Origin of the sequence: Ornithinibacillus salinisoli, assembly GCF_042684965.1 — a bacterium.
Taxonomy (GTDB): domain Bacteria; phylum Bacillota; class Bacilli; order Bacillales; family Amphibacillaceae; genus Ornithinibacillus; species Ornithinibacillus salinisoli.
Map to the genome: position 1 here is coordinate 32,730 of NZ_JBHUMI010000043.1, position 22,152 is coordinate 54,881.

A 22,152-nucleotide genomic window follows, 5' to 3' on the forward strand; every position below is an offset into this window, starting at 1 on the left:
AACACAGAAGGAGTATGAGAAATGAAAGTAATAACCTTGTTTGTAGAAGATGCAACATCTGATCCAAAAATTCAAGAGATTGAAGGAATATTAAACGAATCCCGTGGAATTGACAGAGTACTTATTGATACGGATGATGGTGAAATAAAGATAGAGTATAATGAAGAGCAAATTTCACCAAAACATATCATACTAATGTTACAGGAGCGAGACTATAACATTAAATAAAATTAATTTAATTCATGGTTTTTTTCGCCAACCAAAGCTATATGAAGGCGAAAAATCCACCCGACAAATTACATCAACTACTGTCGTTGAAATCCATTGACTGATGAGAGCTAAAAAGATTATCTCCCAGCTGATTACAGCTGCTGTAACTAAAAAAATAAGTGAATTGATAAGGAACAATGGCTTACCAGGTAGGATATTTCTTCCATTGGAAATCATAATGGCGATAACGCCAATCCCACCATTTGAAACATTATTACGCATTAAGATACCAATGCCTAAACCTAGAAACATAGAACCAATGATCAGATCATAAAACAAGCTTCGATTCGGAATCGAAAAATGACTCTCAAAAAAATCAATCGATAAGGAAGTCATGGTTATACCTATGAGAGTCCATAACGTAAATCGTTTTCCGAGATACTTTACACCAAACAGCATAAATGAAAAATTTACAATCCAAAGTGCAGGTCCCATATTAATATGGAACCAGTAATTCAAAAGTACAGCGATTCCACCTGCACCGCCAGAAGGTATCGAATTAGGAAATAAGAATAATCCCATACCAAAGCCCTGACACATACCACCAAGCATAACTAGTCCATGTTTCCTCCAAAAACCTCTCATATGCTACTCCCCATCAAATACAACTATTAGGACAACCCTCCTAATAACCCTATTCGACCATAACAATAAAAAGAACAGGTGCCTGTCACTTGTCAAAAATTGACAAGTGACAGGCACTCCATTAATAAACCATACTCTTATCGTGATAATATTTGAATTCGAGTAAATTATTTGCGGGATCGATTAAGAAGAATGTCATATGTTCTTCTTGTTTACCTTTGAAGCGAATCATCGGCTTACTAAAGAATGGCAGTTCTTCTTTAATAGCATATTCTAAAGCTTGATCATAGTCTTCTTTATCTAGAAATGTAATTCCGTAGTGACGAGGGTACATCTGTGGTTTTTCATCGATATGATCTGGACTTAAATGACAGACCACTTGATCACCAAAGAAATCAAACGTAACACGATCATCATACCTTCTCGCCAATTTACAGCCTAATTTCTCATAAAATGATACCGTTTCATCTAACTCCTTACATGGTATAGCCAAATGAAAAACTTTATTCGTATCTCTCATATTCAATTCCTCCCCAACTTTCAATACTACATATGAAATGTATCTGAACGTAACCCAAGACGAAGTGTTTCTAATGAAATAACATCCGATAATGCAATATTGGCAAGGTTCACATTTGTGCCAACATGCTCAATAAAAAAGATTTGCATTTTTTTATTAGGAGCTTCAAATATCATTCGCTCAAATGGAATTCCTGAATCCTTAATCAATTGGAAGATATCCATTCTTATTTCCCCATCTTCCCGGCATAATCCACTAGTACCACTTTCTCTAGCTTCGGTAATAACTTTTGTTGCCCCTGCCTCAAAATCTTCATGTATATTTTCCAGCCATTCAATTGAATTCTTTTCATTCGCCATGGATACATCCTTATTCCCAACTTCGCTAAACACCGCAAAATCATTAGCAAACTCTTTAATGTATAATGCTTTTTCATGATTGGAAATATCTACTGTTCCATTTGATATTTCCACATAGTTACAGTCCCATGTTTTACATAGGTCGTAATATTCTTCTACTTTATTCTGGCTAAGAAATTTTTCAAACAACGTTCCACCAAAGAAATATTCAATCCCCTGCTCTCTAAGCCACTCCATTTTTCGTTCCATGTATGGCGTTACAAGCGATGTGCCCCATCCAAACTTGACGAAATCAATTAAGTTATTAGAACTAACCATGATATCCTTAAACAAGTTTAAAGGAGTTCCATTATCAATTAGGATCGTCAATCCATTTTCTCTCGGTTTCACTTCTCTAAATGGCAGCACTAAACCTGTTTCTAGCATACTTGAACCCTCTCAATCATTGGAATTTCACCCGAATTATCAACCTTCATTATAAAATTTGTATTTAACTCTACGAGGCAATGTAACACATCTTCGCGTCGAAAGTCTGGATTGTTCTCATCAAAAAATTTCTTAGCCACATGAGAATTTTTTATTCTTTCTTTTACTTCATGGACAGAGATCCTAACATCGGCATCCTCCAAAATATGTTTCATATATTCTGCACAAGCATAATCATCATCCCCACTAGGATGAGAGGCAATAATATGAACAACGTCCTTATCCCCGTTTATAAGGTTTTCTCTGATAAATTCAGCCGTATTTCTCGCATTCGTAAATCCAGTAACATAAACATGGTCGGATGCTAAGCAGTTTAACGTTGCTCTAACACCATTCGTCGTTTTTTGAACAAGTGTCTTCCCTGACAGTTTTTTTTGTTGTATAAGATAAGGGGAATTATCCAAATCAAAGCCCTTGATGGCTATTCCATCCACTTCTCCTGCTAACAAAAAGGAGGGGTTTTTCTCTTTGATTTGAAATGCTTGCTCGACTGTTTCAGCTAGAAGAATCCGTTGAACCCCCCGCAAAAAAGCATAGTGAGCCACTGTAAAAGCTCGTAATACATCAATCACTATTGTGATGTTAGCTGGTCGATTTATAGCATTTCTGCCTTGATATATTTGAACATCCATTCCTAAATACGCTCCTTACTTGAAAACAACGTTACTCGTTGCAATGGCTGAACTTCATACACCAAGTATATTCGCCTATATTTTTTTCGTTACTACCAATACCTTTTTTATGAACAAAAATTGGGCTCTTTCCCTTTAACATTCGCCCAATCAGTTGAATACATTGATTGAAGACAAATACCTAGCAAGTGTGTTCAGAATGAAAAGGTTTACTTGTCAAATCAGCAAAGCGGGGGAAGGAAATGGAGACAAAATTAACATATGAAAATTGGAATGATCACGTTCAAGAAAAACTCAATCATGAATTAAAAGATTTTATGGATGTGATTAAATGGGCATATCGCGTCTATAAAGAAAAAATCATATATTCTTGTAGTTTTGGAGCTGAGGGAATTGTCTTGATTGATCTAATCTCCAAAGTCAATCCGCATGCGAAGATTGTATTTTTGGATACAGACTTACATTTCAACGAAACATATTCTCTGATCGAGAAAATAAAAGGAAAATACCCAAAACTTACTATAAAAATGGTAAAACCGCAGTTTTCTTTAGCAGAACAAAAAGAGGAACTTGGGGATAAATTATGGGAACGTAATCCCAATTTATGTTGTCAATTACGAAAAATAAATCCTTTAGAAAAAGAACTGTCAGAAGCAGATGCATGGATATCCGGACTAAGACGAGAGCAATCAATTAGCCGACGTAATACCGATTATGTAAATAAGGATGATAAGTTTAAAAGTGTAAAGATTTGTCCATTAATTCACTGGACCTGGAATGATGTGTGGGACTATATCGAATTAAATAACCTGCCATATAACAAATTACACGACGAAAACTACCCAAGTATTGGCTGTGAAATGTGTACACTTCCAGTTATTGATGGAACAGACACTAGAGCTGGAAGATGGTCAAATTTTAATAAGAATGAGTGTGGACTGCATCAAGTAAAGTAGGGACTGTTTTAATTGATAACGATACTCTTATTTATCATTGCTTTCTTTTTTGCAATCAATATTGGCGCAAGTGGAGCTGCGGCTTCAATGGGGATTGCATACGGGTCAAAGGCTGTAAAAACAAAAAAAATCGCATTAATTATATGTGGAGTTGGTGTGTTCTTTGGTGCAGTATTAGGTGGAGGAGAAGTTGTTAAGACGCTCGGGTCCGAAATTATTCCCGATACCATTATTTCACTCCAAGTCGCTCTCATCATACTCAGTTCAGCGAGTATATCCCTTTTTATTGCTAATTTGAGTGGTATACCATTATCAACAAGTGAAGTCACTGTTGGGGCAGTTGTTGGCGTCGGTATTGCATTTCAGGTACTGTTTGTTGATACATTGATCATAATCGTGATGTATTGGATTTTAGTCCCCCTTATTGCATTTCTACTCGCATACTTTGCAAACAACGCCATACAGATACTTCAAAGAAAACATCCCATACTTACCAAGGATAAATGGAAAAAATATTTAGCTGTAGCTGTTATCCTAACCGGCTTTTTGGAAGCATTCTCTGCTGGGATGAACAATGTAGCCAATTCAGTTGGCCCTCTCGTAGCTGCTGGATTAATTTCTATTAGCCAAGGCACTCTATATGGTGGAGTATGTGTAGCACTAGGAGCAATTTTCCTCGGTAGAAAAGTAATCGAAACAAATGGAAAAAGAATTACTAACTTGTCCTTATTACAAGGTGGAGTTGTATCTGGAATTGGCGCCACTCTAGTAATCATCGCTTCCCTTTTTGGGATACCTGTTCCCCATACACAGGTGACAACATGTAGTATTTTAGGAGTTGGCGTTTCAGATAATGGAAGAGAACTTTGGAAAAAGGCAATAATCACGAAACTAGTAAAAACATGGCTCATATCCCCTTTTTTCTCCCTGGTCATTTCATACAACCTTGTAAAGGTTTTTATCCAATCAGATCTTTCTGGGTTAGCCATGTTCCTTATGCTTATTGCTGTTGTGTATTTTGTAGGTTTATTTAAACCGAAGTTAAAGAGCCAACCAATATATAAAGAGAAAGTAGTACCAAAAAAATTAGGAGGTAGTTAACATGATAGAACCCCATGGTGGATTACTTATCAACCGAGTGATTTCAGAATATAAGGTGGATCACACGAACAAGCAAATCCCCTTAGACCTTGTTGCTTTAAGTGATCTGGAATTAATAGCAAACGGAGCATACAGCCCCCTTTCTGGATTTATGAATAAAGAAAACTATCAATCTGTAGTTGATAACATGCGACTGGAGTCTGGACTTCCATGGAGCATACCAATTACACTACCAGTGGATTGTGAGAGTGTTAATAGTATTGATATTGGGGATACTGTCAATTTGGCATATAACAATACAATTTATGGTGTAATGACAGTTACAGATATATTTGAGCCCGATAAGGAAGCAGAAGCAGAAAATGTCTATCAAACTACAGATCAAAACCATCCAGGTGTGAGAAAATTAATGGAACGCCCCAACACATACATTGGTGGACCCATTACATTGATTAAGAATCCACCTAAAAAGGAATTTCAAGACTTTTGTTTAACACCGTTTCAAACTAGAGAAACATTTAAACAACTTGGTTGGGAAACGATTGTTGGATTTCAAACTCGTAATCCTGTACATCGTGCACATGAATATATCCAGAAAGTAGCACTTGAAACTGTTGATGGATTATTGTTACACCCCCTAGTGGGAGAGACAAAAGCTGGGGATATTTCGAGTGATTTGAGGATGGAATGTTACATGGTACTCTTAGAGAATTATTACCCAATGAATCGGGTTGTCCTGTCCGTTTTTCCAGCAGCGATGAGATATGCAGGCCCAAGGGAAGCCATTTTTCATGCTATTGTCAGAAAAAATTATGGATGTACCCATTTCATAGTAGGTCGTGACCATGCTGGAGTTGGAGATTACTATGGTACCTATGATGCCCAAAAAATATTCAATAACTTTGACGAAGAGGAAATTGGTATCCAAGTTCTATGTTTTGAGAACAGCTTTTATTGTAAAAAATGTGAGTGTATGGGAACTGCAAAAACATGCCCACATGACTCCGAACATCATGTTTCCTTATCGGGAACGAAAGTAAGAGCAATGCTAAAAGATGGAATCATGCCTCCAAAACAATTCAGTCGACCTGAAGTTGCAGAAAAACTGATTAAAGGTATGTCCAAAACACTAGCAGAAACGGGGCGTTCCTAGTGGTTCAACAAAATATTGTAAAGCATCCGACTACAGTGTCTAAACAAGATCGACAAAAACTGAATAATCATAAGAGCTGTGCTTTATGGTTTACTGGATTTTCTGGTTCCGGAAAATCCACCTTGGCTTATGAATTAGATTGTCAATTATTCGACTTGGGTATACGAAGTTACGTTCTTGATGGAGATAATATTAGGCATGGCTTAAATAAGGAACTGGGATTTAGTTCAGAAGATCGAGTTGAGAATATAAGACGTGTTGGTGAGGTAGCGAAACTCTTTGTGGATAGTGGGCAAATTGTCATAACCGCATTTATTTCTCCTTTTCAAAAAGATCGAGATCATGTACGAAAATTATTTGAGCACCATGAGTTTATGGAGGTATATGTGGATTGTCCATTTGAAATCTGTGAACAGCGTGATCCAAAAGGATTATACCAAAGAGCCAGAAAGGGAGAAATTCGTGACTTTACCGGCATTGACTCGCCCTATGAGCCTCCAGTCAACCCAGAACTAACGATTAACACCCAACAAAACACCGTCCACGAAGCAGCACAACACATCATCACCCACTTAAAGAAAAAAGGAATTATTTAACAGGTGCCTGTCACTTGTCATTTTTTGACAAGTGACAGGCACCACAATTTTTATTGCTGTTGGTTTAATTGGGTTTGGCATTGGGTTACTAGTTGCTGAATTTGTTGTAATTGCTGTGCAGCATTTTGTTCACGCATTGCCATTGATTGTTGCTGCGCTCCTGCACCCGCATTCATATTAGCCCCACCTTGTTGTTGAGCATTCTGTAATTGCTGAGCATTTTGACGCTCGTTTTGTTCCAACTGCTGTGCTAGTTGCTGAATTTGCTGTAATGTTTGTTGTACTTGATGCATCATATCACCTCTTTCCAATTAGATTCCATTGTAGTTTGCCATCGATTTCCCATTTCATACTCGACTATTTTTGAAATATGTGGGAACCATAATCTGGAGTGATGAGTGATTATCTTATAAGGAGTACTAAACTGTAAGATAGATCGGAGGAAAAAATAAATGGACAAAAAGAAAAAGACAAACCAAACTCGAGGTGTAGCTCCTGGAATTGATCCTGAAGATTCCTACGGAGAAAAAGCAACAAATGAGGAAATAAAACATGGTGAATCAACCAAAGTAACTAGGCTGATAAATGATGAATATGATCCTAGTGAGAAAGAATAAAGAAAACGCAGGTCAACTCAGATCCTGCGTTTCCTTATTATATTAGACATAAACATCTCTTTTATAATGAGTTTTTTATTAAAGCAGAGCATCCAAACATTACACAAAAAGCCGAAAAACACAATTTGTTCCACTTCATCAACCTAAAAAACTCGTACAACCCCTGTTCGAAATATATATACTCCACCTCATCAACAATCGTTTCACCATAACCGGCAAAAAAAGTTTTTTTATCCTCATCATTTTCAAATGCGTTTGGTTGGGTACGTATCGCTAACGCTGCATCATACCTAGGGTCACCATATGCCCCACCGCTCCAATCAATAATACCCACTATTTTCCCTTCGTGGACTAGGACATTATCAATTGTATAATCACCATGAATGAGTGTTTGCTTATAATCTTTCGGTCTATTTTCGGTTAGTTCATCTAGTAAACCTTGCGTACCATCGACTTCATAGTGATCGAGGTTATATTGGGATTGCTCTAACATGTCATCGAGCCAGGGTTTGCTTGTGATTAATTCCTCTGGACACGGTGTTTGATGCAACTCTCGTAAAATATTCCCAAATTGATAGATGAGATTATGTCTTTCTTCATCAGACTTAGAATGTTGGAGCACTTCCCCCAATGAATTACCATCGATATACTCCATTAATATCCAACTTTGATCTCGATTATTTTCCTCAATAAACCGATAGATTCTAGGTATCGGTAATGGCGTTTTCGTCAAAAGTCTCAATAATGTAGCCTCCTTAGCTAGCCATTGACGATATAGTTCACCTTTCGCACGTTTCAAAATAAACTTCCCCTCAGTCGTATGGATAATGCCTACATTCGAAGTGCAACCCTGATTTGGGAAAGTGATAGAATGTATATCACGAGATAACTCTTTTGGAATTTCATGAATTTCTATCGGCTTCATAAAGCAACCCCCTTCATACAGTTTTATCAAAATTATCTCATAAGTAATCTATTTCATGCCACTTATTATGCTAATATTTCGATTAATAAAGCAGAAAAAGTTTTCCATATTTTATTTGGAGGCGTGAGCATAATAAAAAACCTGGTTCTAGTAATAAGAAACTCAGGTTTCGATTGGATTGCTTATAAAAAATGTTAAAACTTGTGCACCATCATTATTAACCGGTATAAATAAATGCGGTTTAGAACCTTGGAAATAGGCACTATCGCCTTTTTCCATGAAATGTTTTTCTCCATCGTAAAATAAGTAAATGGCACCTTCTAGAATAAAAATGAATTCATCCTGGGAATGGGTATATGATTCTTCTCGTAGGTTCATATCCTTTGGTGTAACATGAACGATCGTTGGTTCAATCCCAGTATATTGTGATCGGTTTGCAAGCAATTCATAGGAATAGCCCATATTTTCATCGCCAATTTTTGATGGTCGTTTTGCTTTTGGTAATAATACAAGGTCTTGTTCTGGCTTCTCTTCCAATACCCATGAGAGAGGAACTTCTAAGGCATCACAAATTTTGGATAGTGTAGCAATTGCAGAAGCAGTTTGTCCATTTTCTATTTTAGATAACATGCTCTTGGAAATGCCGCATTCATCAGCTACCTGTTGTTGTGTCAGTTTTTTTCGCAAGCGCATTTCTTTTATTTTTTTTCCGATGTGATCTAGATTTATTGTCTCCCTCTCCCCTCCACATACTTCATATATATGTAATTCATGATAGAACAGCCTTGTCTCAATAGTCAAGGTGTAGACATTGACTTCCCTTGTAACTAATGCTATCTTTTGATGGTATAAAATAATTCATTAGAAACGATTTAAAGGAGCATTCGTCCAATGTAAAAACAAAAATCCCCGATTACCAATATACTAGAATTTAATTAGAAAGCGAAGGGATTTTTTTATGAGTCTTTTAGATGAAGTTAAAAAAAGAAAAACATTTGCCATCATTTCCCACCCCGATGCTGGGAAAACGACCTTAACAGAAAAATTACTCCTGTATGGAAACTTGATACGTTCAGCGGGAACAGTTAAAGGGAAAAAATCAGGTAAATTTGCAACCTCCGATTGGATGGAAATTGAAAAGCAACGAGGTATTTCTGTAACCTCTAGTGTAATGAATTTTCCTTATAACGGGTATCAAGTCAATATTTTGGATACACCTGGTCATGAAGACTTCAGTGAGGATACGTATCGAACTCTAACAGCTGTAGATAGTGTTGTTATGATCATTGATGCTACAAAAGGTATCGAGGCACAGACATTAAAACTTTTTAAAGTATGCCGCATGCGGGGTATTCCAATATTTACATTTATAAACAAATTGGATCGTGAAGGAAAAGAACCGCTTGAATTATTAGAGGAAATCGAAGAAGTATTAGATATCGAAACGTACCCGATGAACTGGCCCGTGGGAATGGGAAAAAGATTCCTCGGAATTTTTGACCGACATGGAAAACAATTTGTAAAGTATAATGGAAACGAAGAGGAATCATATATTCCATATGAAGACTTAGATAAACAGGAAGACTTAGTGAGTCAGTCTGCATACGTGGCAGCAGAGGAAGAACTTGCACTACTTGATGAAGCGGGTAATGAATTTTCACTTGATGCAGTATTGGCTGGAAAGCAAACACCTGTATTTTTTGGAAGTGCATTGGCACCTTTTGGAGTTCAGACATTTTTTGACACGTTTATTTCCATGGCGCCAGCACCTACTCCACGAAAAACAACTGTAGATGTGGTACAGCCAGATAACCCAGAGTTTTCGGGGTTTGTTTTTAAAATTCAGGCGAATATGAATCCGGCTCACCGTGATCGAGTAGCATTTTTAAGGGTATGCTCTGGTAAGTTTGAACGCGGTATGAGTGTGAAATTAGCAAGAACAGATAAAGTGATCAAATTATCACAGTCCCAACAAATTGTAGCTTCAACAAGAGACACAGTGGATGAAGCATATGCAGGTGATATTATTGGAATTTATGACCCAAATGCCTATCAAATTGGGGATACATTAGTTGAAGGAAAATCAAAGTACGAGTATGATGAGCTACCACAATTCCCACCCGAGGTCTTTAAGAAAGTCGCCGCGAAAAATGTTATGAAGGCGAAGCAATTTAAAAAAGGTGTTGAACAGCTAGTTCAGGAAGGTGCAATTCAACTATTCCGAGATAAACGTACGGAGTCCTATATATTAGGGGCTGTTGGAGAATTACAGTATGAAGTTTTTCAGTACAGAATGAAAAATGAGTACAACGTAGAAGTGGTTTTTGAAACGATTGGGGACCGTATTCCACGCTGGTTAAAACCAGATCAAAAAGTGGATGAAACGCTATTTGATGAACGAAATATGCTCGTCCGAGATAGAGAAGGAAATTTCCTTGTCCTATTTAAAAATGAATTCTCCCTAAACTGGTTCAAAGATAAGAATACTGACATCGAACTCATCGATCTGTTCGAAGTCAACACATACGGCGTTTAATCAGGTGCCAGGCACTTGTCAATTTTTGACAAGTGCCTGGCACCTAACATATTAAGAGAGTTGGGTTAAAAACATGGTTGCGAGGCCGAAATAAATAAATAGGGATAGTATGTCATTAATAGTTGTGATCAGTGGTCCGGATGCTACTGCTGGGTCCACTTTAAATTTATACAGTATTAACGGAATAACGGTGCCAGCTAACGTACCTATAATCAATGTAAGCAGCAACGAGCCTCCAACTACGAATCCAAAAACCAAATCACCTTGCCAAAAATATGCAATAACGGAAATTAAGCCTGCGCACACTACACCAATAATAATTCCAACCCATAATTCTCGTAAGACTAAACCTATTACTTGTTTAAAATTAAGATCACTGGTAATTAATCCACGAACAACCACCGCTAAAGATTGTGTACCTGTATTTCCAGTCATACCTGCAATCATCGGCATAAAGAATGCTAATGCAACTACCTGATCCAAGGTCTCTTCAAACCTACTAATTATACTTCCTGACACAAGACCAATTAATAATAACAAAATCAGCCAAGGTAATCGTCGGTACGCTGCGACTACGGGTTTTGTATTAAAATCAATTGCTTTACCTGAAGCTGATAGTTTTTCAATATCCTCATTTGCTTCACGAATAACAACATCGATTATATCATCTACTGTAACCACACCAACCAATGTTTGATCTTCTTCGATAACTGGAATGGACACAAAATCATAGCGACTAATTAGTTTTGCTACTTCCTCCTGATCGGTATGTACCTTTACTTTTACTAACCTCGTAAACATGATTTCTTCCACTTTATCTTGTAATTCAGCAAGTAATAAATCTTTATAAGATACAACACCTACTAGCCGTTTTTCATCATCGATCACATAGAGATAATTCAAGTATTCTGCTAGCTCTGCGAAATGCTTGATCTTGTCCACTGCTTCTCGAACCGTGTACTTTTTCGGTATCCATACATAACGATTCGTCATTATCCGACCTGCAGTTTCTGGAGGATAATTCATCAGGTTTTGGACAATCTCAATCTCTTCTTGCTTCATTTCTGACAATAATTCTTCTATTTTTTCAGGATCTAAATCTGACAAAAGTGTTGCCAAATCATCGTTTTCCATAAGATCAAGAACTTTAGATGACTTTTCAATACCTAACTTATGCAACACATCTAATTGTTCCTCTTTATCTTCAAGCTCTTGAATTAAATCCGTTAATTGTTCGATCGTCAAATACAGGATAAATTTGTTTTTATGTTTTCGAGGAAAGTGAATATACTGCTGAGCCAAATCATATGGCTGTAATTCATCCACAAGCTTCTGAAAAGTCGGCTTCTTCCCTTCCTTTAACGATTGAATCAACGCAACCATAACCTCATTCTCATTCATAGACAAGCCCACTCAGAAAACTCCCCCTTTCTTGCAGGTGCCTGTCACCGACAAAATTCGACAGGTGACAGGCACCAACACGCGTCAACAATATATATTATGTCATTTTATTATTATTTTATGAAGTTTGATGTAAGGCGGCTTCTTATTTTTGTCATAAATTAATTCTTTACTTGATTCATATATATAAATACCAATACTTATTAAAAGGGGCATTGAAATATGAGAAAATATATTATTGCATTGGTTCTCTGGTTACTCATCATTGGAGTTGCTTGTTATGTCGTATTTAATAGCTCAAGCCAAGAATTATCATTAGTAAATGAGCAATTCGATTTAACTTTTGAGGACGCTAATGAATTAACTGAACTTGAACTAATAGAAGTTAATGGTATTCCTTTTGATTATGAATCTACTGTTAACATCTACAACTATAAACTTGGATCAAAAGAAGTTCAAAAAGTTGCTATTATTAACTATAACTCAGAAGAAAACCTAGGGCTTAATCTTATTATCTCCCCTACAGATGGAAGCCTTCAGAACGAAGAAAATGATGTGGAATTCAATCCAGATAATAAGATGGAATTAAGCGAAGGAACTATAGCTTATTATGGTGAAAAGGACTTAGGAGAAAGAATTCGCTTTGTAAATGATGGTATATCTTACGGTTTATATCATCTTACACAATCTGAGGATCCTTACGGGCCAGAGGAAATGCTTCAGTTGGCAGAAAATTTATTAAAAGCTTTGCAATAACTTACTTAAATAATATATAAAACTGCTGGATTCCTCATTTAACCCAGCAGTATCATTTAATAAACCCGTTTTGCACCAACATAGTATTTTGACCAATATGAGTTATCCATATCGTAAACTGCGATACCTTTCGAACTTGTTGCAGAAATCCATTGATTATCTCCCATATAAAACCCTACATGGGAAATTGTACCAGGAGAGTTGACAGCAAAAAACACTAGATCCCCAGGCTGTAGATTTGAGCTTGAAATAGCTTTTCCTTGATCATACAGGTTAGCTGAAGTAGTTCTCGGCATATCTACGCCATGTTGTTTAAACATGTAATAAACAAACCCTGAACAATCAAAACCAGAAGGTGATGTACCTCCCCATAAATATGGTACACCTAGATAATTTGTGGAATCCTCCACGATGGCATGCTTTACAACCGCTCGATCGATAGCAGTGCTTGTTGCTTGATTAATTTTCCCTGTTACAGAGAGTCCGTAGTCCGACTGAAAGCTTTTAATTGCTTGTGTTGTCGATGAATCATAACTTCCCGTCATGGTGGGAACAGCATAATACCCTAGTGTTTTCAAGTTGCGTTGCGCTGTTTCAATTGAGGCATCTTTTGGAACAGTTGATTCTGTTTCATTATCTGCGCCTGCTTGTGTTGAAGGAATTTTCAACACTTGTCCAACTTCAATCGTATCACTAGTTAAACGATTTGTATGCTTAATTTGAGTAGCAGTAGTTTGAAACCTTTTGGCAATTCCAAATAGAGTATCACCAACTGCTACCGTATAATTAGTCGTTGCCTCATCGGCTGAAGGTGTCAATGCTGGAGCAGATACTCCATTAGCATCCTTAGGGATTACTAATGTTTGACCGACTTGAAGTAGATCACTATCTAAATTATTTGAACTCCGAAGGGTATCGACATGGACATTATGCTTATTAGCTATTCCCCACAATGTATCACCGGAAACGACTGTATATTGAATATTAGATGTAGTGGGTACCTGTGCATTTGTATCCGTTGCAGCTCCACTTGATGGTATGGTTACTGTTTGACCAATCTGCAACACATCAGATGATAATGAATTAGCATTTCTGATAGAGTCTACCGAAACCTGATACCGATTAGCTATAGTCCACAGACTATCTCCGGCTGCAACTGTATAAAAAGAGTGTTGCCCAGTTGTTCCCCCAGCTGGAATCGTTATTTCTTGTCCAACTTGTATTATATCTGATGATAAATTGTTCGTACTTCGCAATCCATCTACCGTTACTCCAAATCGTTTGGCAATTTTTGATAAACTATCTCCTGGGACGACCGTATACGATGTTGATGCTTGTGTTGGAGATTGAGTTACTGTTGGTCCTTCTTGACTTGATTGACCACTTACGAATTTAGGAATTACTAATGATTGTCCAAGTCGGACTATATCACCTGTTAATCCATTTGCAGCTTTAATCGCATCTACTGTTGTACTATAATCCCTAGCCAATACGGATAAATAATCTCCATTTCCAACTGTATGAAAAGCCTTTGGGATAATTAATTGCTGATTTAAACTCAACGTATCTGTGTTAATATTATTTGCTCGCTTTAAGTTATCCACAGATGTATTAAATTTCTTTGCTATTCCCCAGAGCGTTTCCCCAGCACTAACTTTATAATGAATCGAACTGTTTTGTACTACTTCCGTGTTGGTAGAGCCAGAAGCAGACGCTTCTGCCTGAGAAACCATTCCACCTATTAATGGGATAGATGTAATCGCCATTCCTCCTATCATTACTTTAATCACAGTAACTTTCACTTGAGGATAACGCTTATTGACCATTTCTTTTACGCTTTTCAAGAAATCCTTATTGTCCTCCGGTTTGTGACCTAATTCATCAGCAAATTCTGCCATTTGATCATCTAAAAAAACGACAACCTCGTACTCTTCTCTTTTTGCACTAACCCTTCTAAGTTCATACCTTTGAATAAGATCCATCCAAAAAACAAACCCCTTTACACTATAATCATTGCCTATAGTGTTCAACAAGATCCAAGAATCATACTTCGGTTGTTGGTGCCTGTCACCTGTCGAATTTCGTCGGTGACAGGCACCTCATTTTTTGTTATCTCCATCGTAATGCCATGGTAAGTTTACAGCAGTCTGTTTCTTCAACTTTAGATAGCATATTTAATTTTATGCCATCTGGGTTGTAGTCTACATCTACGGTTCCTTTCACTCCCGTCGATTTGATCAACTCTTCAACTTTCTCTTTATTGTTTTGTTGTGCTGCTTCCATTATTTGATATGCTAAATTTTCATCTTCTGAAAGCTTGTTTAGAATAACGGAAGCATCTCCCAACAATTCTTTAAATGCACCGGCAGATTTAAAGAATAAATCCGGATCAACATTTAGATATTGTTGTCTTTTTTCATCATGAAAATTTGGTGGCATTACATGTCTCCATTCCGGTTGAAAAGCTAATTGATAGAATATCGGATTCCTTATTGGATAAGGATAGTAAACATAGTACATTCCATTTCTCCTCCTGATTAAAAGAACGTTAATTCAATATATGTCATTGTGCATATGGAGTGCCTGCCACCACATACAGCAACTATATTACACAAGACTGAAAAAAATTTTTTTGGTTAAAATAACATACTAACCATGGAGGTGTAACACATGCAGGAAACCCGTGAATATCGTACCGGACAAGGAGTACCAGCAACTGGTCATTACCTATGCCAGTCTGGGAAAACTGTTAAAATCTCAAAAGGTGAAAAATTCCCCTCCTGTCCTGTCAGTAGCAAAGAAACTACTTGGACACATGATCAACAATAAAAAGCAAGGGTTTTATGCCCTTGTTTTTTATTAAATAATTATTCAACTTGTTCCAAAAAGTGTATTCCAACTGCTGTTGAATTGATCATTTTCCATTCCCCATTTATCTTTTCAAAATGATGAATAACCTCTAAAATTCGATCTAAGAAGTCGGGATTATCATCCTCTGTATACATTTTTTGTTTTACATATAAATCAGCAGTTGATTCTGTTTGCTCCCTAACTTCTATTTCTTCTACTTCAACAACAATCCCTAATTCTTGTGTTTGCAGAAATTGTGCTCTCGTATCCTCCTTGGAATCATGATCAATTTTAACAATAGACATATATTTCTCTTCATTTCCTTCATTAATTGCTTCTATTTGTTTTTCATAAAGTTCTAGAATGTACTGTTCATTCTCCTGTTTTTTTTCTGCTGCATTTTCTTGGTTATTTGCTCCCTCTGTTATCGTCTCTTCGTTTTCTATCTTCCCTTTATCATTCGTACAGCCTGATAAACACATAATAAAAATAACAATAAAAACGGTAAAGAGCTTCACAGACATATTCCTCCCCTTCACACTATTGTGATTTAGTGAGGATAACAGAATCCGTTATTGTCGTTTAGTGTAATCACTGAATGGAGTATCCTCTAAAATTCCGTTACAATAATGATACATATGTATGAAGAAGAAAAAACTTGCCTCCACATGTGAATAGATATCCTCAAACATTAAACTTGCAGTCGATGTACTAATGATTAAAGTCTGATACCAATGACGATATTCGTTTAAGACAAGTTGAGTACGTTTAATAGCTTTTTAACTTCATAGATGACTAATAAAGAATGTTATGAAATGATTGTTTAAGTGACAATGGAAAAATAGATCCGATGAATTCCGTATAAAAAATATCGAGTGAACAATAAGTTTTAACGATAATATGTATTTGTAAAGGAGGGAAATGAATGTTACAAGAATTCAATAAATTAATGGATTACATCGAAACACGTTTAACGGAAGAAATCTCTGGAAAAGATATTTCAAAAATTGTAGGACTATCTGATTATCATTTTAAAAGAATGTTTTCGTATTTGGCTGGAATGTCATTGAATGAGTATATCAAAAACAGGAGATTATCCGTTGCGAATGTTGAATTAAATAACGGAGCAAGAGTGACAGATATTGCCTACAAATATGGTTATCAATCTATAGAAGGATTTTCAAGAGCCTTTCGTGAATGGAGTGGTTTTTTACCTTCAGAAGTAGCTAAAAACAAAATTCAAAAATCATTTCCCAAATTTTCATTCTTTATAGATATAAGAGGAGGAATATCCATGGAATTCAAAGTGGAAAAAAAAGAGAAGTTTAATATTATAGGTGTATCGAAAAGAGTGCCAATTCAATTCGAAGGTGAAAATAATGCTATCATAGAATTGGCCCAGTCAATTACCGAACAACAAAGAAATGAAATGCATCAATTAGCTGATTTATATCCTCATCAAGTCTTAAATGTATCTTATGATTTTGATGATGGTTTCTTGGAAGAAAAAGGCTACTTAACTCATATGATTGGTTTTGCAACTACAAAAGAAAATCCATTCGATGATTTAGAGCAAATTTCAATTGAAGAAAGCTTATGGGCGATTTTCCCTAATCAAGGACCATTTCCTGTTACTCTCCAAGAAACTACAGCAAAAGTTTATTCTGAATGGCTGCCTTCTTCAGATTATGAAATAGCAGATAAACCTGGAATTTCTTTTACAAAGCACAACGGTACATCGGAAAATGTATATAGTGAAATTTGGATGCCAATAAAGAAAAAAGTTTAGCGATAAACTTGGGTGATTATTTTATTTACAGAAGTTAGTCCGGTAAGTTTTCATGTAACATATTAGACTAGTCAATTGATATTGACTAGTCTTTTTGACTTTGATGAAAAATCAACACTTATCGCTAACAGAACCAAAGCAATAAGAATATAACTTTTGCCCCATGCTTGTTTTATCCAAACATCAATTACCTTTCTGGAATAGGTATACTTACTGGAATATCGAATAGCCACAGCCAAAATATTGTCATAGGAACACTTATAATTAAAGTAAATAGTGGTTTCTTATAATGGAGCCTCAAAAAAGGAAACATAATACAATCAAATAAAGCACTCCATCCCAAAGACCATCCGTACTTATATATAATGCTTCCTTGTAACATTAAAACTATCTCTACTCCAACATATAGTCCGATCCAAAATAAATAGTGCATGAATATTTTCTTTTTACCCTGACCATCCGGATAACGTGAAAGAAACATGAGTGCGGTTAATGGAAATGTAATCAATGTATAAGTCATTTCTAATATAGAATGGTTAAACCAGGTAATGTCAGGAGTTAATTGCCATAACCAATGCGAAGCACAAAGAAAATTATATGTAAGGTTTCCTAACGCTATAAATTGCATGGTAGTATAGAACTTTTTCCATTGAAAATAATCCTTTCTTACCCATACAGCAATAATACTTATAATCGCAAGTAAAATGTGCATTACATTCTCCCTTTATGTTTTCCCTTATTGTTTCCATACCAAAGAAAATATTATTCGGAAAACAAAAAAAGGTGCCAGGCACTTGTCAATTTTTGACAAGTGCCTGGCACCTATAATTCATTAATGTCCAGAAGCCTTAGACAGTCCACCTATTTTCTTCTTCAGGTGATTACTTTCCTCATTTAATCCAGTATAAGTGACTTTAATATTGTTTTGTTCAAATTTGGTCTCGATTTTATCCAATACTCCGATAGCAGAATCATCCCATAAGTGGGCATTGGATAAGTCGATTTCAACTTCCTTCACGGAATCATTAAAATCCATTTTTTCTAGTAAATCATTAACTGAAGCAAAGAAAATTTGACCATGAATTTTGTATACTTTTTTAGTTCCATCCAATGCGACTATCTCATTGACCTTCACTTTAGAAACTTTCGCAGCAAAGAATATAGCGCTTAATAGTACACCTGCTAAAACACCTTTTGAAAGGTCGTGTGTTACAACAACAGTTCCAACAGTAATTACCATAACAATTGCATCTGTTCTAGGTAATTTATGAAGAGTACGTATTGAGGACCAATCAAACGTTCCAATTGATACCATTATCATCACACCAGCTAATGCTGCCATTGGAATCTGAACTACGACTCCACCTAAAACTACTATCAAGAACATTAGGAACACCCCTGCAACTAGTGCAGAGAGTCTACCTCGTCCACCAGACTTGACATTAATAACCGATTGACCAATCATTGCACAACCTGCCATTCCACCAAAAAATCCGGAGACAATGTTTGCTATACCTTGACCGCGACTCTCTTTATTTTTGTCACTTTCCGTATCTGTCATATCATCTACAATACTTGCTGTTAATAATGATTCCAACAGACCTACAATTGCAAGGGATAATGAATAAGGGAAAATAATCATTAATGTTTCAAAAGTAAATGGAATAGATGGCAATAAAAATACAGGTAATTCCTGTGTTAAGTTGCCTAAATTTCCTACTGTACGCATGTCAAAATTTGCAAAGATAACAATAGCTGTTACTACGATTATTGCTACAAGTGTAGATGGGACTGCTTTCGTAAACCTCGGTAAGATATAAATAATTGCTAGCGTTAAAGCCACCATAGCATACATGATCCAACTTTCCCCTACAAAATGTTGTAGCTGGGAAGTGAAAATCAAGATTGCTAATGCATTCACAAAACCAACCATAACGGATCTAGGAACAAACTTCATAATGCTGGCTAGTTTAAATACCCCGAATAATATTTGTAGTACACCTGTTAAAATAGTTGCAGCTAATAAATATTGTAACCCATGATCTGCAACTAACGTTATCATCAATAATGCCATCGCACCAGTTGCAGCAGAAATCATTCCCGGTCGTCCACCGACAAATGCGATTACAACTGCAATACAAAATGATGCATAAAGACCAACCATAGGATCTACACCAGCAATGATAGAGAATGCAATTGCTTCTGGAATTAATGCAAGTGCAACAACGATTCCCGCTAAGACATCACCACGTATATTTCCAAACCAGTCTTGTTTTAATTGTTGTACGTTCATGTTAGCACCTCTCTTATTTTATTTGCTTTCTTAACGTTAACACGATGTCAACGTTGTTTGCCGTTTAGAACAAGATGAATCATACCATATTCGTCCCACGCTGCAAAACGCCATGGAAACGCAATCATTTACAATTTACTTTCAAATTCTATCATTTTCTTTAATTTACTATGCAAATATATAGAAACACAAAAAAGATATATTTGATTATAATGGAGTATAATGGAGTATATTTGGCGGGCTATATTTTTATAAAAAGCATCTTCTGTGTTATGATACAAACATGATAATTATTTGGGGGCGACCTTATGGAAAGAGAAATAATGACGGTTGCACAAGTCGCTGAATACTTGCAACTAAGCGAAATGACTACATATAAACTAGTCCAAGAGGGAAAAATCCCCGGCTTTAAAATAGGGAGACATTGGCGAGTCAAAAAAGAAGATTTAAATGAATTTATTGAACGATTAAAAAATGGTGAGCGGATCTAATGAATAACCCGAGTTATATTGACCAATATAACTCGGGTATTCTTTTTTCATCACATCTCTTCTGGAGCTTCAATTCCTAGTAATCGTAGTCCTTCTCTCAATACTAGTTTTACGGAACACACTAATGATAGTCGAGTATGAATCATACTACTATCTAATATCTTTACAGATGCATAGTATTTATTAAATGCTTTTGATAACTCTATAACAAACTTAGCCACTTTAGAAGGATCATACTCATTCATAGATCGCTCAACAATGTGAGGAAAAATCATCATTGTACTAATAACTGGCCAAGCTTCGGGATCAACTATCTTCTTCTCTCCTAAATTCTCTTGATATCCTCCCTTTCTTAAAAGTGAGCAAGCACGTGCATGTGTATATTGTACATATGGACCTGTTTCTCCCTCGAAGCGTAACATGTCCTCTAATGAAAATTCTATATCATTCATACGATGATTTTTCAAATCATGAAATACCACCGCACCCGTACCTACTTGACGAGCCACTTCATTTTTGGAAGCTAGATTGGGATTTTTTTTCATAATTCCTTGTTCCGCCAAGTCAATTGCTTCTTGTAATACTTCTTCCAATAACACTGTTTTTCCTTTACGAGTAGACATTTTCTTACCATCTTTTAAAATCATTCCAAACGGTACATGTACCATTCCTTCATGCCAGTCAAACCCCATTTTTTCTAGTACTTTAAGAAGCTGTTTAAAGTAAAGTGTTTGTTCATTTCCCACAACATACAAGGATTTTTTAAACTGATAGGTTTTCTGTCGATGTATGGCCGCCGCTAAGTCTCTTGTAGCGTACAGTGTTGTGCCATCACGTTTCTTAATTAAACATGGAGGTAAGTCCTCAATCTGTACTACTTGTGCACCTTCTGATTCTTCAAGAAGCTTTTTCTGCTCAAGAAGTTCGACAACATGTTCCATCTTGTCATTATAAAACGCTTCTCCATCTGACGAATCAAAATGAATTCCTAACAACTCATAAATTTTGTTAAACTCTTTGAGTGATTCATCTCGAAACCATTTCCATAAGTGACGTGTCTCTTGATCACCATCTTCCAATTTTTTAAATGCTTCACGCCCTTGTTCATTTAATGTAGGGTCATTTTCTGCTTCATGATGAAATTTAACATATAGTGCGAGTAACTCTTTGATAGGGTCTTTTCTTACATCCTCCTCGTTTCCCCATTTATGATAAGCAACTATTAATTTCCCAAACTGTGTTCCCCAGTCACCAAGGTGGTTTATTCGTATTGGTTGATATCCACATTTTTCCGAAATAAGTGCAAGTGCATTACCTATAACTGTAGATCGTAAATGTCCCATAGCGAATGGCTTAGCAATATTTGGTGATGACAGGTCAATAGTAACAACGCCACCCTTCCCTATCTCTAGTGAACCAAACTCACCCTTTTGCGAGATAATTTGATTCACGACTTTCGTGGAAACCTCTTGTTTGTTTAGAAAAACATTTACATATCCACCTACAGCAACAACCTCTTCAAAAATAGCTGTTTGTATTTTAGGAGCTATTTCCTGGGCAATTCTATTAGGTGATTTTCTATACAGTTTAGCTAACTCGAAACACGGAAACGCCATATCACCTAACTCTTTACGTTTCGGTGATTCTATCATCAAGCGTATTTCTTCTTTTTCTAAATCTCCATTTAATACTTCCACTAAGAGTTCTGCAAATTGGTTGGTGAAATTCATCTTTATTTCCCTCCTGTAAATAAAAAAACTCTCGCCTCTTCTAATAAGAGGCGAGAGTTTATGTTATCCCGCGGTACCACTCCGATTGTTTTTTATCATCATAAAA

Annotated in this window: 25 protein-coding genes and 1 other annotated feature (1 of these 26 cut by a window edge); of the genes, 11 read left to right on the forward strand and 14 right to left on the reverse strand. The window is 36.3% G+C overall.

Annotation, left to right across the window (positions count from 1 at the left end):
• The first annotated feature begins 21 nt into the window (after positions 1–21).
• Positions 22–228: a hypothetical protein gene (locus tag ACFSTA_RS19410; protein ID WP_377558488.1), complete on the forward strand. Its 207-nt coding sequence runs from the start codon at positions 22–24 to the stop codon at positions 226–228.
• A 12-nt stretch (positions 229–240) separates the two neighbouring features.
• On the opposite strand, the gene ACFSTA_RS19415 is transcribed toward ACFSTA_RS19410, so the two are convergent.
• From ACFSTA_RS19415 to ACFSTA_RS19430, 4 genes are all read right to left on the reverse strand, one after another.
• Positions 241–855: a YitT family protein gene (locus tag ACFSTA_RS19415; RefSeq protein WP_377558489.1), complete on the reverse strand. Its 615-nt coding sequence runs from the start codon at positions 853–855 to the stop codon at positions 241–243.
• Between the two features lie 121 nt (positions 856–976).
• Complete coding sequence (locus ACFSTA_RS19420; protein WP_377558490.1) at positions 977–1,375, reverse strand: VOC family protein; 399 nt, start codon at positions 1,373–1,375, stop codon at positions 977–979.
• Positions 1,376–1,401: 26 nt separating this feature from the next.
• On the reverse strand, positions 1,402–2,160 hold the full coding sequence (locus tag ACFSTA_RS19425) for a phosphosulfolactate synthase (RefSeq protein ID WP_377558491.1): 759 nt from the start codon (positions 2,158–2,160) through the stop codon (positions 1,402–1,404).
• Positions 2,154–2,852, reverse strand: coding sequence for a 2-phosphosulfolactate phosphatase (locus ACFSTA_RS19430; RefSeq protein ID WP_377558492.1), 699 nt, complete (start codon positions 2,850–2,852; stop codon positions 2,154–2,156). Before ACFSTA_RS19430 ends, ACFSTA_RS19425 begins: the two co-directional genes overlap by 7 nt.
• A 242-nt stretch (positions 2,853–3,094) precedes the next feature.
• On the opposite strand from ACFSTA_RS19430, the gene ACFSTA_RS19435 reads away from it, so the two are divergent.
• The 4 genes from ACFSTA_RS19435 to cysC are packed head-to-tail and all read left to right on the forward strand — an operon-like array spanning position 3,095 to position 6,658.
• A complete protein-coding gene (locus ACFSTA_RS19435; protein WP_377558493.1) occupies positions 3,095–3,808 on the forward strand; it encodes a phosphoadenylyl-sulfate reductase in 714 nt (237 codons plus the stop codon).
• A 12-nt stretch (positions 3,809–3,820) separates the two neighbouring features.
• Positions 3,821–4,909: an inorganic phosphate transporter gene (locus tag ACFSTA_RS19440; RefSeq protein WP_377558494.1), complete on the forward strand. Its 1,089-nt coding sequence runs from the start codon at positions 3,821–3,823 to the stop codon at positions 4,907–4,909.
• Between the two features lies 1 nt (position 4,910).
• Positions 4,911–6,062, forward strand: coding sequence for a sulfate adenylyltransferase (sat, locus tag ACFSTA_RS19445; protein WP_377558495.1), 1,152 nt, complete (start codon positions 4,911–4,913; stop codon positions 6,060–6,062).
• On the forward strand, positions 6,062–6,658 hold the full coding sequence (cysC, locus tag ACFSTA_RS19450) for an adenylyl-sulfate kinase (RefSeq protein WP_377558496.1): 597 nt from the start codon (positions 6,062–6,064) through the stop codon (positions 6,656–6,658). The genes sat and cysC overlap by 1 nt, the downstream gene beginning before the upstream one ends.
• 50 nt (positions 6,659–6,708) lie before the next feature.
• Here cysC and ACFSTA_RS19455 read toward each other — a convergent pair whose 3' ends face one another.
• Complete coding sequence (locus tag ACFSTA_RS19455; RefSeq protein ID WP_377558497.1) at positions 6,709–6,951, reverse strand: hypothetical protein; 243 nt, start codon at positions 6,949–6,951, stop codon at positions 6,709–6,711.
• Positions 6,952–7,110: 159 nt separating this feature from the next.
• On the opposite strand from ACFSTA_RS19455, the gene ACFSTA_RS19460 reads away from it, so the two are divergent.
• Positions 7,111–7,275: a hypothetical protein gene (locus ACFSTA_RS19460; protein WP_377558498.1), complete on the forward strand. Its 165-nt coding sequence runs from the start codon at positions 7,111–7,113 to the stop codon at positions 7,273–7,275.
• Positions 7,276–7,336: 61 nt separating this feature from the next.
• On the opposite strand, the gene ACFSTA_RS19465 is transcribed toward ACFSTA_RS19460, so the two are convergent.
• Positions 7,337–8,200, reverse strand: a complete 864-nt coding sequence (locus ACFSTA_RS19465) for a phosphotransferase family protein (RefSeq protein ID WP_377558499.1) — start codon at positions 8,198–8,200, stop codon at positions 7,337–7,339.
• Positions 8,201–8,362: 162 nt separating this feature from the next.
• Positions 8,363–9,001 (reverse strand): helix-turn-helix domain-containing protein, encoded by a 639-nt coding sequence (locus ACFSTA_RS19470; RefSeq protein ID WP_377558500.1) that lies wholly within the window; start codon positions 8,999–9,001, stop codon positions 8,363–8,365.
• A 157-nt stretch (positions 9,002–9,158) separates the two neighbouring features.
• On the opposite strand from ACFSTA_RS19470, the gene ACFSTA_RS19475 reads away from it, so the two are divergent.
• Positions 9,159–10,736 carry a peptide chain release factor 3 gene (locus ACFSTA_RS19475; RefSeq protein ID WP_377558501.1) on the forward strand — a complete coding sequence of 526 codons (1,578 nt, stop codon included), beginning with the start codon at positions 9,159–9,161 and terminating at the stop codon, positions 10,734–10,736.
• Positions 10,737–10,787: 51 nt separating this feature from the next.
• Here the strand turns inward: ACFSTA_RS19475 and mgtE are convergent, their stop codons facing one another.
• The gene (mgtE, locus tag ACFSTA_RS19480) at positions 10,788–12,149 is read right to left on the reverse strand and encodes a magnesium transporter (RefSeq protein ID WP_377558502.1); all 1,362 of its coding nucleotides are present in this window, start codon (positions 12,147–12,149) and stop codon (positions 10,788–10,790) included.
• Positions 12,150–12,359: 210 nt separating this feature from the next.
• Between mgtE and ACFSTA_RS19485 the strand changes: the two genes are divergently transcribed.
• Complete coding sequence (locus tag ACFSTA_RS19485) at positions 12,360–12,893, forward strand: hypothetical protein (RefSeq protein WP_377558503.1); 534 nt, start codon at positions 12,360–12,362, stop codon at positions 12,891–12,893.
• 56 nt (positions 12,894–12,949) lie between these two features.
• Here the strand turns inward: ACFSTA_RS19485 and ACFSTA_RS19490 are convergent, their stop codons facing one another.
• Positions 12,950–14,875, reverse strand: a complete 1,926-nt coding sequence (locus tag ACFSTA_RS19490; protein ID WP_377558504.1) for a C40 family peptidase — start codon at positions 14,873–14,875, stop codon at positions 12,950–12,952.
• A 127-nt stretch (positions 14,876–15,002) separates the two neighbouring features.
• On the reverse strand, positions 15,003–15,413 hold the full coding sequence (locus ACFSTA_RS19495) for a hypothetical protein (RefSeq protein ID WP_377558505.1): 411 nt from the start codon (positions 15,411–15,413) through the stop codon (positions 15,003–15,005).
• Positions 15,414–15,563: 150 nt separating this feature from the next.
• Between ACFSTA_RS19495 and ACFSTA_RS19500 the strand changes: the two genes are divergently transcribed.
• Entirely contained in the window at positions 15,564–15,722 is a 159-nt protein-coding gene (locus tag ACFSTA_RS19500) for a YjzC family protein (RefSeq protein ID WP_377558506.1), read from the forward strand.
• Between the two features lie 38 nt (positions 15,723–15,760).
• Here the strand turns inward: ACFSTA_RS19500 and ACFSTA_RS19505 are convergent, their stop codons facing one another.
• Positions 15,761–16,267: a hypothetical protein gene (locus tag ACFSTA_RS19505; protein ID WP_377558507.1), complete on the reverse strand. Its 507-nt coding sequence runs from the start codon at positions 16,265–16,267 to the stop codon at positions 15,761–15,763.
• Positions 16,268–16,668: 401 nt separating this feature from the next.
• On the opposite strand from ACFSTA_RS19505, the gene ACFSTA_RS19510 reads away from it, so the two are divergent.
• Complete coding sequence (locus tag ACFSTA_RS19510; RefSeq protein WP_377558508.1) at positions 16,669–17,532, forward strand: AraC family transcriptional regulator; 864 nt, start codon at positions 16,669–16,671, stop codon at positions 17,530–17,532.
• Between the two features lie 187 nt (positions 17,533–17,719).
• Here ACFSTA_RS19510 and ACFSTA_RS19515 read toward each other — a convergent pair whose 3' ends face one another.
• The gene (locus ACFSTA_RS19515; RefSeq protein WP_377558509.1) at positions 17,720–18,244 is read right to left on the reverse strand and encodes a CBO0543 family protein; all 525 of its coding nucleotides are present in this window, start codon (positions 18,242–18,244) and stop codon (positions 17,720–17,722) included.
• 120 nt (positions 18,245–18,364) lie between these two features.
• The gene (locus ACFSTA_RS19520) at positions 18,365–19,825 is read right to left on the reverse strand and encodes a SulP family inorganic anion transporter (protein ID WP_377558510.1); all 1,461 of its coding nucleotides are present in this window, start codon (positions 19,823–19,825) and stop codon (positions 18,365–18,367) included.
• Between the two features lie 308 nt (positions 19,826–20,133).
• On the opposite strand from ACFSTA_RS19520, the gene ACFSTA_RS19525 reads away from it, so the two are divergent.
• The gene (locus ACFSTA_RS19525) at positions 20,134–20,316 is read left to right on the forward strand and encodes a helix-turn-helix domain-containing protein (RefSeq protein WP_377558511.1); all 183 of its coding nucleotides are present in this window, start codon (positions 20,134–20,136) and stop codon (positions 20,314–20,316) included.
• A 50-nt stretch (positions 20,317–20,366) separates the two neighbouring features.
• Here the strand turns inward: ACFSTA_RS19525 and argS are convergent, their stop codons facing one another.
• A complete protein-coding gene (gene argS, locus ACFSTA_RS19530) occupies positions 20,367–22,046 on the reverse strand; it encodes an arginine--tRNA ligase (protein ID WP_377558512.1) in 1,680 nt (559 codons plus the stop codon).
• Positions 22,047–22,089: 43 nt separating this feature from the next.
• Positions 22,090–22,152, reverse strand: a binding site (T-box leader) (it continues 162 nt past the right edge of the window).

Excerpts from the sequence above, each read along its gene's own strand:
- ACFSTA_RS19455 (WP_377558497.1), bottom strand. The coding sequence starts at position 6,951 with ATGCATCAAGTACAACAAACATTACAGCAAATTCAGCAACTAGCACAG.
- ACFSTA_RS19460 (WP_377558498.1), top strand. The coding sequence starts at position 7,111 with ATGGACAAAAAGAAAAAGACAAACCAAACTCGAGGTGTAGCTCCTGGA.
- sat (WP_377558495.1), top strand. The coding sequence starts at position 4,911 with ATGATAGAACCCCATGGTGGATTACTTATCAACCGAGTGATTTCAGAA.
- ACFSTA_RS19525 (WP_377558511.1), top strand. The coding sequence starts at position 20,134 with ATGGAAAGAGAAATAATGACGGTTGCACAAGTCGCTGAATACTTGCAA.
- ACFSTA_RS19475 (WP_377558501.1), top strand. The coding sequence starts at position 9,159 with ATGAGTCTTTTAGATGAAGTTAAAAAAAGAAAAACATTTGCCATCATT.
- ACFSTA_RS19415 (WP_377558489.1), bottom strand. The coding sequence starts at position 855 with ATGAGAGGTTTTTGGAGGAAACATGGACTAGTTATGCTTGGTGGTATG.
- ACFSTA_RS19500 (WP_377558506.1), top strand. The coding sequence starts at position 15,564 with ATGCAGGAAACCCGTGAATATCGTACCGGACAAGGAGTACCAGCAACT.
- ACFSTA_RS19425 (WP_377558491.1), bottom strand. The coding sequence starts at position 2,160 with ATGCTAGAAACAGGTTTAGTGCTGCCATTTAGAGAAGTGAAACCGAGA.
- ACFSTA_RS19495 (WP_377558505.1), bottom strand. The coding sequence starts at position 15,413 with ATGTACTATGTTTACTATCCTTATCCAATAAGGAATCCGATATTCTAT.
- ACFSTA_RS19435 (WP_377558493.1), top strand. The coding sequence starts at position 3,095 with ATGGAGACAAAATTAACATATGAAAATTGGAATGATCACGTTCAAGAA.
- ACFSTA_RS19465 (WP_377558499.1), bottom strand. The coding sequence starts at position 8,200 with ATGAAGCCGATAGAAATTCATGAAATTCCAAAAGAGTTATCTCGTGAT.
- ACFSTA_RS19430 (WP_377558492.1), bottom strand. The coding sequence starts at position 2,852 with ATGGATGTTCAAATATATCAAGGCAGAAATGCTATAAATCGACCAGCT.
- ACFSTA_RS19485 (WP_377558503.1), top strand. The coding sequence starts at position 12,360 with ATGAGAAAATATATTATTGCATTGGTTCTCTGGTTACTCATCATTGGA.
- ACFSTA_RS19520 (WP_377558510.1), bottom strand. The coding sequence starts at position 19,825 with ATGAACGTACAACAATTAAAACAAGACTGGTTTGGAAATATACGTGGT.
- argS (WP_377558512.1), bottom strand. The coding sequence starts at position 22,046 with ATGAATTTCACCAACCAATTTGCAGAACTCTTAGTGGAAGTATTAAAT.
- ACFSTA_RS19420 (WP_377558490.1), bottom strand. The coding sequence starts at position 1,375 with ATGAGAGATACGAATAAAGTTTTTCATTTGGCTATACCATGTAAGGAG.
- ACFSTA_RS19490 (WP_377558504.1), bottom strand. The coding sequence starts at position 14,875 with ATGGATCTTATTCAAAGGTATGAACTTAGAAGGGTTAGTGCAAAAAGA.
- ACFSTA_RS19515 (WP_377558509.1), bottom strand. The coding sequence starts at position 18,244 with ATGCACATTTTACTTGCGATTATAAGTATTATTGCTGTATGGGTAAGA.
- ACFSTA_RS19510 (WP_377558508.1), top strand. The coding sequence starts at position 16,669 with ATGTTACAAGAATTCAATAAATTAATGGATTACATCGAAACACGTTTA.
- ACFSTA_RS19410 (WP_377558488.1), top strand. The coding sequence starts at position 22 with ATGAAAGTAATAACCTTGTTTGTAGAAGATGCAACATCTGATCCAAAA.
- ACFSTA_RS19505 (WP_377558507.1), bottom strand. The coding sequence starts at position 16,267 with ATGTCTGTGAAGCTCTTTACCGTTTTTATTGTTATTTTTATTATGTGT.